Raw genomic sequence first — 12,906 nt, forward strand, 5'->3', positions numbered from 1 at the left:
TGCTTCAACTGACCGGCGCGTCTGAAGTCGAAAAACAGGTGCCCCGATGAGCAGCGAAGGCTTGATGGTTTTTACCGGCAACGCCAACCCGAAACTCGCCGAAGCTGTCGTCAAGCACCTAGGCATCCCGCTCGGCAAGGCCCTCGTCGGCCGATTCTCCGATGGTGAAGTTCAGGTCGAGATCCAGGAAAACGTGCGCGGCAAGCACGTGTTCATCCTGCAATCCACCTGCGCCCCGACCAACGACAACCTGATGGAACTGATGGTGATGGTCGATGCGCTCAAGCGCGCGTCCGCCCGCCGCATCACGGCCGCCATCCCCTACTTCGGCTACGCTCGCCAGGACCGTCGCCCGCGTTCGGCGCGTGTGGCGATCACGGCCAAGGTCGTGGCCAACATGCTGGAAGTCGCCGGTGTCGAGCGCGTGCTGACGATGGACCTCCACGCTGACCAAATCCAAGGCTTCTTCGATATCCCGGTCGACAACATCTACGCGTCGCCGGTCCTGCTCGAAGACCTGCGCAAGAAGAACTACGAAGACCTGCTGGTGGTGTCGCCCGATGTGGGCGGCGTGGTGCGCGCACGTGCACTCGCCAAGCAACTCGGCGTGGATCTGGCAATCATCGACAAGCGCCGCCCGAAAGCCAACGTGGCTGAGGTGATGAACATCATTGGTGAAGTCGACGGCCGCAACTGCGTGATCATGGACGACATGATCGACACTGGCGGCACACTGTGCAAAGCCGCGCAGGTGCTCAAGGAGCGCGGGGCCAAGCAAGTGTTCTCGTATTGCACGCACCCGGTGCTGTCGGGTGGCGCGGCGGCCCGCATTGCGGACTCGGCGCTCGACGAAGTGGTCGTGACCGACACCATCCCGCTGCGCGAAGACGCCATCAAGTGCGGCAAGATCCGCCAGCTCTCGACGGCGCCGCTGCTGGCCGAGACCTTCACCCGCATCGTGCGCGGCGATTCGATCATGTCGCTGTTTGCTGAATAAATCGGCAGCAGTTCATCGGCTTACTGTTATAATCCAAGGCTTTACTGCAGAAAACGTCGGCTAGACGGTACTTCTGCGGTGTCCGCGGGGCGCAATATGGCGCCCCGTTCACCAGACGGCTTGGTCGCGAGTCGTCTTTTTCGTTTGGAGCAATCATGAAAGTTGTCGCTTTCGAGCGTAGCGTTCAGGGCACTGGTGCGAGCCGCCGCCTGCGCAATTCGGGCAAGACCCCGGCCATCATTTACGGCGCAGGCACCGAGCCGAAGCTGATCGAACTCGATCACAACGCGCTGTACCACGCGCTGAAGAAGGAAGCCTTCCACTCGTCGATCCTCGACATCGAAGTGGCCGGCAAGGTGGAAAAAGCGCTGCTGCGCGACTTCCAACTGCACCCGTTCAAGCAACTGGTTCTGCACGTTGATTTCCAACGCGTGTCGGCCAAGGAAAAGATCCACGTCAAGGTGCCGCTGCACTTCCTGAACCAGGAAACCGCACCGGGCGTGAAGCTGGGCCACGGCATCGTGAACCACATCCTGAACGACGTGGAAGTGTCGTGCCTGCCGGCCGACCTGCCGGAGTTCATCGAAGTGGACCTGGGCAACCTGGAAATCGGCCAGACCCTGCACATTGCAGACCTGAAGCTGCCGAAGGGCGTGACTATCCTCACCCACGGTGGCGATGAGAACCCGGCTGTTGCCAACATCAGCGTGCCGGCCGGCGAAAAGTCCGCTGCCGCAGAAGAAGGCGCTGCTCCTGCAGGCGAAGACAAGCCGGCAGCCTAAGTGCCGCACCTCGCACTTCGGTGCGAGTCAAAAAAAGCCCGCCGAGCCAGTCTCGCCGGGCTTTTTTTCTGCCTGAGCGGCAGGAACCACCCCGCCTTCAGGCGGAGGAAAGCAGCTATGCTTGTACGATCAAGGGGCGCTTCCCGCACCTCAACCTGACACCAATCGCATGATCAAACTCATCGTCGGCCTCGGTAATCCGGGCGCCGAATATGCGGCGACGCGGCATAACGCCGGCTTCTGGCTGGTCGACCAACTCGCGCGCATGGGCAACGTGACGCTGCGCAATGAGACACGCTTTCACGGCTATGCGGCCCGCGCCAACCTTTGGGGCAACGAGGTATGGCTGCTGCAGCCGCAAACTTTCATGAACCGCTCGGGCCTGGCCACTGTGGCCCTGGCCCGCTTCTACAAGGTGATGCCGGATGAAATCCTGGTCGTGCATGACGAACTGGATTTGCCGCCCGGCGCAGTCAAGCTCAAGCTCGGCGGTGGCTCAGGTGGTCACAATGGTCTGAAGGACATTGCCGCGCATCTGACCACGCAGCAGTTCTGGCGCCTGCGGCTGGGCATCGGTCATCCACGCAACCTGTTGCCCCCCGGCACAGCAGCGTCCGGCCAGCACGACGTCGCCAACTTCGTGCTCAAAGCGCCGCGCAAGGAAGAGCAGGACCTCATCGATCGTGCCATCGATCACAGTCTGGATGCGCTGCCCGAACTGATTGCCGGCAACGCTGAGAAAGCCATGATGCGTCTGCATACGGCACGCTGATCCGCCCATACCATCCAGGACATACCATGACGCCGCTCGCCACGCTCACCTCACGCGCCGCCGCGCTGGCGGGTCTGGCACTCGGCTTGGCGACCAGCCTGCCGGCGCACGCGCAGGTGTATCGCTGCAAGGAAGGCGGGCAGACGGTGTACTCGGATCACCCTTGCGGACCGCGCTCCGTGGCGGTGCCGCTCATCGACAACACACCGACTGCCGCTGACCAGAAAGCCGCACGCGAGCGCGCGAGCACTGAGGCTGCGCAAGTTCAGGAGATGGAAACCGCCCGGCTCAAGGCACAGGCCGCTGAAGACGCCCGCCAAGCCCAGATCGCGGCGCAGGCCGCTGAACAGGCGCGCCGCGAGCAACGGCAGAAAGTGGTAGTCGCGCAGGAAGGCGTTCGCTACTGCCATCGCGTCTACGTGGGGCCAGTGCCATACCCGCAGCCTTATCCGCAGCCGTATCCGCAGCCCTATCCAACGCCGATGCCAGTGATCCGCCAGCCGCCCACGCTACGCCAACCTGGCATTGGCCCCAAGCCATTCGCGCAAGCGCCCGTGGCACCAACACCGATCTTGCCGCGCCCACCCCACCCGCATTTCCCGTACTACCGCATCGTCTGCGAGCCGGGCTACGCGTATGACGGGCCGGAAGATCTGTTGCCGATCCAGTAAGCGTCTTAGCAACGGAACAGCACACACCAATGAAAAGAGACGGCATGGGCCGTCTCTTCTTTTTTGCTCACGCCGCACGTGGCGTGGAGGTGAGCTTGATGTACTTCTGCATCAACTGCTCGCGCGTTTCCTCATGGGCCGGGTCCTTGGGGATGCACTCCACTGGACACACCTGCTGGCACTGAGGCTCGTCAAAGTGGCCGACGCATTCAGTACATTTACCCGGGTCGATCACGTAGATCTCCGGGCCCATCGAAATCGCGCCGTTAGGACACTCAGGCTCGCATACGTCGCAATTGATGCACTCATCGGTAATTATGAGCGCCATGATGCCTTCCTTGAAATGACCGGCGGGCGCATGGGGAACACGCCCGCCAAAGCGTCATTTTATTCCGATTTGCCAGACCCTTCCGTCTTGCCGGTCTTTTCGTTGAGCCACTTTTCAACCGAGGGGAACACGAACTTGCTGACGTCGCCCCCCAGAATAGCGATCTCGCGCACGAAGGTGCCCGAAATGAACTGGTACTGATCCGACGGCGTGAGGAACATGGTTTCCACGTCCGGCAGCAGATAACGGTTCATGCCGGCCATCTGGAATTCGTATTCGAAGTCCGACACGGCACGCAGCCCCCGGACGATCACGCGTGCGCCGTTCTTGCGCACGAAATCCTTCAACAGGCCGGAAAACCCTTCGACCCGCACGTTCGGGTAATGGCCAAGCACTTCACGGGCGATCTCGATGCGCTCCTCCAGCGCGAAGAATGGCCGCTTGTTCGGGCTCTGCGCTACACCGACGATCAGTTCGTCGAAGATATTGGATGCGCGCCGCACGAGGTCTTCGTGGCCGCGCGTGAACGGATCGAAAGTGCCGGGATAAACCGCGATCACCATGGTTCCTCCACCAAGGGGAAAAGAGCATCCGTTGGCGCGGCGTGGGACATGGCCGCGCCTGTACTGCGTTCGGACACCGTTGCGTTATCGAGCGCAGCAGGTCCCGAACCTGCCGCCTGCGCCACCAGATATCGGGCGAGAAGGCGCCTGCGTTGCAGGTGCCTCCCGATGCCCATGCATCGGTTGCGAGCGGCGTAGTTTAACCGTTTTTGCGGAGCAGCAAATGTGCATGTACGGCGCCAGCGCGCAGGTATTTGTGCACCACCAAATCGGCAGGCAGCGGGATACCAGCGGGCGGCGCGTCGCCATGTGAATCAGTGCTCACACTCACCAGCGGCTGCGCAGCTTCAAGGTAGATCACCCCACCGGGCTTGACCACGCGGGTCGCCACTTCGAGTGCGCGCAGCGTCCAATCCTGCGCAAACGGCGGATCGATGAACACTGCATCGAACACAGCATCGGGCTGGCGGGCCAGCCAGGCAAAAGCGTCGCCAGAGACGATGTCGACCATGTTTGCGCCCAGCTTGTCGCGTATGGCGTGCAACGCGCGCACGGCGGGCGCATGGTTTTCGATCAACGTCACCTGGGCGGCGCCGCGCGAAGCCGCTTCAAAGCCGAGCGCGCCGGTGCCGGCAAAGATATCGGCGCAGCGCCAGCCGCCCAGATCCTGGCCGAGCCAGTTGAAGACGGTTTCACGGACGCGGTCGCTGGTCGGGCGCAGGCCGTCGGCGTCGACCACCGGCAGCGGCGTGCGCTTGTACTGCCCGCCGATGATGCGCACCTGTTGCGGTGCGCGCGCATGCGACGTGGCGGTCTTGGCCTTGGGCCCCTTCGGGCCCTTGGCGCTAATCGAACGATTTGGAGTGCGGGATGCCATGGGCGCGATTGTAGGGGCTCTTGCCTCGCAAACAAAAACCGGCGGAGAACCGCCGGTTTTTTTCGGTCGGAGCGCGGGAACGTCAGTTCGCTGCCTGTTTCTCCGGACCGCCCACCACGATCGTCGCCATGGTTTGCGGCTGCAGCACACGCTGGAACGCCGTACGCACCTCGTCACGCGTGACAGCGGCAATGCGCTGCGTCCACGTATCGAGGTAGTCGAGCGGCAGGTTGTACCAGCCGATGTTGGCCACGTTGTCCAACAGCTTGCGGTTGCTGTCCAGGCGCAGCGGGAAGCCGTTGACGAGGTTGTCCTTGGCCGCCTTCAACTCCACATCGGTCGGGCCGTCGGCGACGAACCTGGCGACGGTGTCACGCACCACGGTCAGCGCTGCCTCGGTCTGGTCCTTTCGCGTCTGCAGGGCCAGCTCGAACGGGCCGGGCTGCGCGGCAGGCGCGAAGTAGCTGCCGATGCTGTAGGTCAGGCCGCGCTTTTCACGCACCTCGTTGGTCAGTCGCGCGCTGAAGCCGCCGCCGCCCAGCACGTAGTTGCCAACCAGCAGCGGGAAGTAATCCTTGTCCCTGCGGGTGATGCCGGGCTGGCCGAGGATGATGGTGGCCTGCAGCGCCGGGTGTGGAATGCGGGTCGTCTCGGCCTTCGCCAACGGCATCTTCACCTCGGGCAGCGCCGGGGGCGTGGCACCGTCAGCAGGCAGGCCACGTGTGATCTGCTCGGCGATGGATTCGGCTTCCTGGCGGCTGATCGCACCGATCAGCGTCACCACCGCGCGCTTGGCCGTGTAGTTGGCCTGGTAATACTGCACGATGTCGTCGCGCGTGATGCTCTCTACGGTTTCCGGCGAAGCCGTCTGCCCGTACGGATGCGTGCCGTAGATGGCCTTGCCGAACGCGCGCTCGGCCAGCACTGAAGGCTTGGTCAGCGATTCGCGGATGGATGCCACCAGACGCTGCTTGTCGCGCGCGAGCACGGCATCGGGAAAAGTCGGTGCCGAGACGATCTGCGTCATCAGTGCGATGGCCGGGCCGCGCTCAACCGGGTCCGACAGCGTGCGCAGGCGCAGGCTCGTGCGATCCCCACCCGCGCCGCCGCCAAAGCTCGCACCCACATCGGCAAACGCATCGGCAATCGCCGCTTCATCGCGTGCCGGGGCGTTGCCCTGGGCAGCGATGCCTTTATCGAGCATGCCTGCGGTCAATGAAGCCAAGCCTACCTTCGCCGCCGGCTCATAGCGGGAGCCTGCATCCACATCGAGGTTGATGTCGAGCATCGGGATCGACGGGCTCGGCACGAAGAACACGCGCGCACCGGTCGGGGCTGTCCAGTGTTCGATGGGCAGCGCGGCCAGCGCGCTCTGTGCCGCCGCGGCAACAATGGCGACCAGCGCCGTCTTCAGGGTCACGGATATGGCGCGCATCAACGCAGCCCTCCTTCTTCGCGCATGCCGGGAACAGGCTTGCGCGCCGGTTTGTTGGGATCGATCGGTTGCGGCAGCAACGTGGCCACAACGAGGTTGTCTTCGCTGAAGTACGTCTTGGCAACGTGCTGGATCTGCTCCGACGTAACCGCCTTGACCTTCTCGAGCTGGCGGTCGAGCGTGCGCCATGACAGGCCGCTCATCTCGTTCATGCCGATCTCCATGCCCTGGCCGAACACTGAATCGCGCTTATAGATCTGCGCGGCCACGACCTGCGCCTTGACGCGCTTCAGTTCGGCATCGGTCACGCCCTCCTTGGCAATGCGCTCGATCTGCGCGCGCAGGGCCTGTTCGATCTCGGCGGTGGTGTGGCCGTCGGTGGGCGTGCCGTCCATCAGGAAGATCGACGGGCCACGGTTCAGTCCGTCGTAGCCGGCGTTGACGTCATCGGCGATGCGCTTTTCACCTTTGACAAGCTGGCTCGGCAGGCGCGCGTTGTCATAACCATCGAGCACGGCCGAGAGAACTTCCAGCGCGTACGGATCGACGTCCTTCTCCACATCATTCAGGCGCGGCGCCTTGTAGGCCAGCACCACGTACGGGTTCTCGGCCGGCGCCTTGACCCAGATGCGCTTCACGCCGATCTGCTTGGGCTCTTCCTGCGCGTAGCGGCGCGGCAGCGCGTGCTGCTTGAGCTTGCCGTAAGTGCGTTGCGCAAGGCGGAAGACTTCATCGGGGTTCACATCGCCCGCGACAATCACGGTGACGTTGTTGGGCGTGTACCAGGCGTGGTACCAGTTCTGCGCGTCCTGCACCGTCATCGTGTCGAGATCGCCCGGCCAGCCGATGGTCGGGTTGCGGTACGGCGCGGCGTTGAACAGCGTAGCGAGCATCTGCTCGTAGACGGTCGAACGGGCGGAATCATCAATGCGCATGCGGCGCTCTTCCTTCACCACGTTCATCTCCGGCTTGAACTCCTTGTCGGTCAGCTGGAGATTGGCCATGCGATCGGCTTCAAGCCCCATCACATCGGCCAGGTGCGATTTCTCGATCTGCTGGAAGTACATCGTGAAATCGCGCGTGGTCATGGCGTTTTCGCGGCCACCCAGGGCCGCCACGCGGCGCGAGAACTCGCCGGGGCCGACAGCCTTGGTGCCCTTGAACATCATGTGCTCGAGCATGTGCGCGACACCCGTGGTGCCGTTGTGCTCATCGATGCTGCCCGCGTGATACCAGACCATGTGCGCCACGGTGGGCGCGCGGTGATCTTCCTTGACGATCAATTGCAGCCCGTTGGGCAGCTTGTATTCGTGCGTATCGGACTGGCTGGCGCCCACCTTGGCGCCGCTGGCGGCCGCCACCGAGCGCCCCGGTACAGCCGCCAGCTCTTGCGCGCCAACATGGCCGGCCAACAGGCCCGCCGCCAGGGCCATCGCGGCCACTTTCCAGGCTCGCGACCGGGCCCGGTTTGAAACAATTCGCATGGAAGAGCGCATAAGGGCTGTCTGATAAAATTCGACGCTTGATTCTAACGGCGAAATAGACTGCCTTTTACGATGTTTAGTTTCTGGAAAAAGCGCAAGGCAGAGCCCCAGCCGGCCGCCGAGCCAACACCCGCAGCGGCGCCCGAGGCCGCTCAGGCACCGATACCTGCGCCGGTATCTACCCCGGCCGCCGCCCCTGCCCCGGTTGCAGCACCCGCACCTATCGCCGCACCGGCCCCGATCGCCGTGCCAGATGCACCTGTCACGCAGCCCGCACTCGACGTGCAAGTCGACGATATCGAAACCGTGCCCACGCCCGCCGTGATCGAACAGGCCCGCAAGGGCTGGATGTCGCGCCTGCGCTCGGGGCTGTCGAAGACGAGCAAAGGCCTGACCACGCTATTCGTTGGCGTGAAGGTGGACGAAGCGCTGTTCGAAGAGTTGGAGACCGCGCTGCTGATGGCCGACGCCGGTGTCGACGCCACCGAATACCTGCTGGGCGAACTGCGCCGCCGCATCAAGGCCGAGCGCATTGAAACCGCCGAAGGCGTGAAGACCGCCCTGCGCAACCTGCTGGTCGAACTGCTGCATCCGCTGGAAAAAACCATGGTGCTCGGCCGCGAGCAGCCGATGGTGATCATGATTGCAGGCGTGAACGGCGCCGGCAAAACGACCAGCATCGGCAAGCTGTGCAAGCACTTCCAGACCTACGGCCAATCAGTGCTGCTGGCCGCAGGCGACACATTCCGCGCCGCCGCGCGCGAGCAGCTCGTGATCTGGGGTGAGCGCAACAACGTGACGGTGGTGGCGCAGGAATCGGGCGACCCGGCCGCCGTGATCTTCGATGCCGTAAACGCAGCGCGCGCACGCGGCATCGACATCGTCATGGCCGACACCGCCGGCCGCCTGCCAACGCAGTTGCATCTGATGGAAGAACTCAAGAAGGTGCGCCGCGTGACCGCCAAGGCCATGGCCACGGCACCGCACGAAACGCTGCTGGTGATTGACGGCAATACCGGCCAGAACGCGCTGGCGCAAGTGAAAGCGTTTGACGAAGCATTGGGCCTGACGGGCCTGATCGTTACCAAGCTGGATGGCACCGCCAAGGGCGGCATCCTCGCCGCCATCGCGCGGCAGCGGCCGGTGCCGGTGTACTTCATTGGTGTGGGCGAGCAGGTGGAGGATTTGCAGCCGTTCTCTGCGCGCGAATTTGCGGATGCGCTGTTGGGATAACGTCCTGCGAAACCTTGTTGCACAGAAACGCCCTGAATTGTTCAGGGCGTTTCTATTTGCGGCCGAACGTATCGGCGCTCAGCATTTACCAGCACGTCGCGCGTGTTAAGGCTCAACTAGTAGCCTCCGGCCAGCATGCGCCCTGCGCTGATTTCAAACACCCATTGAATTGGAATTGTCTGATTGAAAGTCAGCGCATGGCGCTGCTCCAATGGAGCACTTCAGCGAAGTCCTCCATTGGAGATGGCAGATGCAAGACACACAATCCGGCAAGGTCTACGTTGCGGCGTTCAACGGCGCGAAAACAGCCAACGGCGGCGAGGTCATTCAGGGCTCTTGCAGCGTCCAAGATAGCGGACACACGCTCCTGCTCGTGGGCGATGAAGCTGTCCACCCAGACGGCAGCGTGACTGCCATTACCGCGGGTGCGGGCATGGCGATGGTGGACGACGATCGTCCCGTTGCGATTATTGGCAGCCCACTGAGCAACGGCGACACCATTGTTTCGTCGCCAATCACGGCCCTGACTTTCGATGAACCGGCGGACGCGCCCATCATCGGCCTGCTTGACCCGGCGTACCATCCGGAGCCGGCGACCGGCAGCGTGATCTGAGGGGGCCGATCATGGAAGACATGCGCCCCGGCCTCAGGCATGGTGACTTAACTACGACGGGTGGCGTCATAACTGCCACCGGCAGGATGCGGTTCCACGGCAAAGAGGTGGCTGCGGAAGGGGATCTGACAACTTGCCCAGCCTGCAAATCCATGGGCCGCCTAGTCAATGACGCCTACCCAGCGTTCGGGCTTCCGGGCGGTCGCCAGCTCGCCATTCAAGGTGCGTGGATCTTCTGCAAATGCGCCAATCCCCCTCGCGCGATTGCTTCGACGGACAAGTTTCGGGTTGCGGTGAATCGAGCGGGCAGTGGAATGCCTGTTTCGGTGAGTGCGAAGTCAGCCTTCACCGCGCCGCTGGGAGGCCATAACCGGGTGTCGTTGCCCTCATCGTCGCTCAAAGAGACAGATCAGAAATCGACGCTTGAAGACGATCCCCAATTGATCTGCCCCAACATGAGCAACGCGGAGTTCGCTCAGATGGTCATGCAGCGACGAGACAAAGCTGTGTCGCTTATCGATAAGCGCCTAACCGAATTAGCAGGATGGTCTACCGCCGCCCGGGTTCGCGTCGCCCAGTGGTTCGGTAATAGCGACGGTGTAACGCGGGACTATCTAGCCGGTGGACTTGCCCGCATACGTCATATACTCGGTGGGCTAACTCCAAACAATTTTGTTCGCTATTCTGGGGCGGCCATGGCGCATGTCGGCTGCGTTTCAGACTCAAAGAGAAAACTCGGGGTTGTCGCAGAGGTATGCGCACCCGATACGGCAACGCATACGATCGCCATTCATTTGGATTTCTGCGAGCTACGAGACTTCGCCTACAGCATGGACTCGCAGGTATCTACGCTAATTCATGAGGTATCGCACTTCCACGACACCATGAACACCGGAGATCCTGTTTACTTCATGAGGAAGTGCCGAGACCTTGCGAAATCCAACCCGGAGATCACGCTCCATAACGCCGATAGCATCGCCGGTTATGTCATCTATGAAGATTAGAAATACGCTGGCGGCGTTTCTGCTCTTGAGTGCTGGCGTCACGTATGCCTGCATGCCAGGTCAGAATTTTGATGTGTACTTTTCTTCGGGTTCCGCTGCGGTATCTTCGTCGGAAATACTTCGCCTAGCGAATTGGATGGTAGATCAGCGCATCAAGTATCCGACGCAAGAGGTGCTTCAGGTCGATGGGCGGGCAGAAGACCATGAGCGTAACGCGCGTGCGCTGGCAAAAGCACGCTTACAAGCCGTCGTGTCCATCCTGAAAACCCAACACTTCAACCAAGTGCCGGTGGATGAACACTACGGCGTCTACCGGTCAGATGATGTAGAAAACGGACGGCGAGTCGAGATCTCGATCTTGCCTGCGTGCCCCAACCCGTGCTGCTCTGACGGCGACATGTCTACCAAGAGATAAGCGAGCTTGGCTGTCCTCAATGCGCAAGCTCCTCTCCTCCGCGCTCCTGCATGTAGCGGCCGCATCCACGGCTGACTACGTGACAAGAGGGGCGTTCTTGCCGACCTGGCGCGTCGGGAGCAACACCCGAGTCCGCGCAAGGCGCGCTTCGGAGGCACGACTTTTCACAACCGGCGTTTATGATGCATCTCACTAAAATAGTCGCACCAATCCTGATAACCTTATCGGGCTTCGCTTTTTCGGCTGCAGATAACAAATCCGATTGCCTGAAGCACCTTGGGGGCGGATATGGGGATGCACAATGTTACCAAGCACTAAGAATTAATCTCACCAAAGAGAACGCGAGAATTTACAAGAGCGTTTCCAAATCAATTCCCCACGGAAATTCTCATGCTCGACTATTGGACGAATACATGACCTCGCAATCGCACGCCGAGAAATTTTGCGCGCTACAACGAGATGCGGGCGCAAAATGGGAAAATGATTCCGACGGAACTATGTATCCTGCAATTTATGAGGGATGCCTCTATGAACTCAGGAAGACACAAAATTCATTTCTTAACAATCTATTAGAGATGTCGCAATGGTAAAGAAGAGGAAGAATAAAGAAAAACAGAGATAGAAGTAAATCCGTTTCTCAGCGGCATTTTTCTATCCATGTCTCTAGGCAGTGTTCTGGAAACACAACCCAGACTACCTGAGCGCCACGGGAGGAAAGGCATACCGATGAGATTCTCAGTGACCTTGGCAGTGACATTGATCGCCTTGGCTAAGAATGCTTGCGCCACGGAAATTTTTGAAGATTACGGCAGCTTTTATGCCACGCAATCTCATGCAGTGTTCAGCGAAGCAATCAAGTTCGATAGGGACTCCATCTATGCCATTCCTGGAGAGCTCGGTAGCTACGTGAAACTTCAAGCCTCTCTGGAAGGCAAGCCCGCGCGCATCGAAATTGCGCGAAATCGTATCGTAGTCAACGGCGCAACCTATCGCTTTGCGCGAGCGACAACCTTTCCTGAGGAGCATCCATCAGATATTTACCCACCCAGCGCAGATGTATTTCTAGCTTCAAAGACAAACGATCATCCGGCCGCTCTCTGCGTAGAGGGTGCAAGTAATGGTTCAGGCGAGGCCGCTCGACACACACAGATCTATCTGCTACTCAATCCAATATCGGCCAATGGAAAAGCGACGTTCCTGCATTTGCCGAGCTTGCTTTCGTCATGCCGTGCGATCACGGTAACAAAGGATGGGAAGATTGCCTTTCCGAAGAACACCTATCTGCTTGATGCTCAACAAGAGAGCCGCGTGGGGTTGCAATTGTCGTACTACACCTTTGAGCATCAACGCTTTGTGCCCATCCACGACGAGCTTCGATTACGATTCACGCGCCCTGAGATCCCCTTTCAATTCGAGATTCAGGAGTGACGGACAGCCTTCTGGATAACAGTTGTTCGTCAAAAACGTAGCCGACGTGCTGAACTTGGTGGGAATCGTTGCCTATGACCCTCGGTGGTCAGCCTTTGGCATGGTCAGCCCGGAGGACATTGCCGTGGGTTTATCTCACTCTAAACGCGTGAAGGAGAAACGATTTTACGCAAAGTAGGGGTCGTGAGAATCCTTGCTCCGACGCTTCTGTTAGCCGCTGTTGTGGTTGGCGCATGTGTATTGACCCAGCGAAACCTGCACAAGTTAAGCGGCTAAAGCAAACGCCTCAGCCGGGGTTTTCATC

Annotated in this window: 14 protein-coding genes; 9 read left to right on the top strand and 5 right to left on the bottom strand. The window is 60.7% G+C overall.

What is annotated here, in order from left to right; translation table 11 throughout:
• Positions 1-46 precede the first annotated feature (46 nt).
• The 4 genes from PSUB009319_RS13920 (at position 47) to PSUB009319_RS13935 (ending at position 3,222) form a co-directional block, all read left to right on the top strand.
• The gene (locus PSUB009319_RS13920; protein ID WP_124382813.1) at positions 47-997 is read left to right on the top strand and encodes a ribose-phosphate pyrophosphokinase; all 951 of its coding nucleotides are present in this window, start codon (positions 47-49) and stop codon (positions 995-997) included.
• A 155-nt stretch (positions 998-1,152) separates the two neighbouring features.
• The gene (locus PSUB009319_RS13925) at positions 1,153-1,779 is read left to right on the top strand and encodes a 50S ribosomal protein L25/general stress protein Ctc (protein ID WP_124382814.1); all 627 of its coding nucleotides are present in this window, start codon (positions 1,153-1,155) and stop codon (positions 1,777-1,779) included.
• A 169-nt stretch (positions 1,780-1,948) separates the two neighbouring features.
• Positions 1,949-2,551, top strand: a complete 603-nt coding sequence (gene pth, locus PSUB009319_RS13930) for an aminoacyl-tRNA hydrolase (protein ID WP_124382815.1) — start codon at positions 1,949-1,951, stop codon at positions 2,549-2,551.
• Positions 2,552-2,577: 26 nt separating this feature from the next.
• Complete coding sequence (locus tag PSUB009319_RS13935; protein WP_124382816.1) at positions 2,578-3,222, top strand: DUF4124 domain-containing protein; 645 nt, start codon at positions 2,578-2,580, stop codon at positions 3,220-3,222.
• Between the two features lie 67 nt (positions 3,223-3,289).
• Here the strand turns inward: PSUB009319_RS13935 and PSUB009319_RS13940 are convergent, their stop codons facing one another.
• The 5 genes from PSUB009319_RS13940 to PSUB009319_RS13960 all read right to left on the bottom strand — a co-directional run bounded on the left by PSUB009319_RS13940 (position 3,290) and on the right by PSUB009319_RS13960 (position 7,921).
• Positions 3,290-3,550 carry a YfhL family 4Fe-4S dicluster ferredoxin gene (locus PSUB009319_RS13940; protein ID WP_124382817.1) on the bottom strand — a complete coding sequence of 87 codons (261 nt, stop codon included), beginning with the start codon at positions 3,548-3,550 and terminating at the stop codon, positions 3,290-3,292.
• Positions 3,551-3,609: 59 nt separating this feature from the next.
• A complete protein-coding gene (gene coaD, locus PSUB009319_RS13945; RefSeq protein ID WP_124382818.1) occupies positions 3,610-4,113 on the bottom strand; it encodes a pantetheine-phosphate adenylyltransferase in 504 nt (167 codons plus the stop codon).
• A 199-nt stretch (positions 4,114-4,312) separates the two neighbouring features.
• On the bottom strand, positions 4,313-4,990 hold the full coding sequence (gene rsmD / locus PSUB009319_RS13950) for a 16S rRNA (guanine(966)-N(2))-methyltransferase RsmD (RefSeq protein ID WP_124382819.1): 678 nt from the start codon (positions 4,988-4,990) through the stop codon (positions 4,313-4,315).
• A gap of 82 nt (positions 4,991-5,072) precedes the next feature.
• Positions 5,073-6,425, bottom strand: coding sequence for a pitrilysin family protein (locus PSUB009319_RS13955; protein WP_124382820.1), 1,353 nt, complete (start codon positions 6,423-6,425; stop codon positions 5,073-5,075).
• Positions 6,425-7,921, bottom strand: a complete 1,497-nt coding sequence (locus PSUB009319_RS13960) for a pitrilysin family protein (protein ID WP_185453470.1) — start codon at positions 7,919-7,921, stop codon at positions 6,425-6,427. Before PSUB009319_RS13960 ends, PSUB009319_RS13955 begins: the two co-directional genes overlap by 1 nt.
• A 60-nt stretch (positions 7,922-7,981) precedes the next feature.
• On the opposite strand from PSUB009319_RS13960, the gene ftsY reads away from it, so the two are divergent.
• From ftsY to PSUB009319_RS13990, 5 genes are all read left to right on the top strand, one after another.
• Entirely contained in the window at positions 7,982-9,142 is a 1,161-nt protein-coding gene (gene ftsY, locus PSUB009319_RS13965; protein ID WP_124382822.1) for a signal recognition particle-docking protein FtsY, read from the top strand.
• A 250-nt stretch (positions 9,143-9,392) separates the two neighbouring features.
• Positions 9,393-9,755, top strand: a complete 363-nt coding sequence (locus PSUB009319_RS13970) for a PAAR domain-containing protein (RefSeq protein ID WP_124382823.1) — start codon at positions 9,393-9,395, stop codon at positions 9,753-9,755.
• Between the two features lie 11 nt (positions 9,756-9,766).
• Entirely contained in the window at positions 9,767-10,759 is a 993-nt protein-coding gene (locus PSUB009319_RS13975; protein ID WP_124382824.1) for a M35 family metallo-endopeptidase, read from the top strand.
• Positions 10,740-11,174: a hypothetical protein gene (locus PSUB009319_RS13980; protein WP_124382825.1), complete on the top strand. Its 435-nt coding sequence runs from the start codon at positions 10,740-10,742 to the stop codon at positions 11,172-11,174. Before PSUB009319_RS13975 ends, PSUB009319_RS13980 begins: the two co-directional genes overlap by 20 nt.
• Before the next feature lie 738 nt (positions 11,175-11,912).
• Complete coding sequence (locus PSUB009319_RS13990) at positions 11,913-12,602, top strand: hypothetical protein (protein ID WP_260392982.1); 690 nt, start codon at positions 11,913-11,915, stop codon at positions 12,600-12,602.
• Positions 12,603-12,906 lie beyond the last annotated feature (304 nt).

Source organism: Ralstonia sp. SET104, from assembly GCF_003851545.1.
Taxonomy (GTDB): domain Bacteria; phylum Pseudomonadota; class Gammaproteobacteria; order Burkholderiales; family Burkholderiaceae; genus Ralstonia.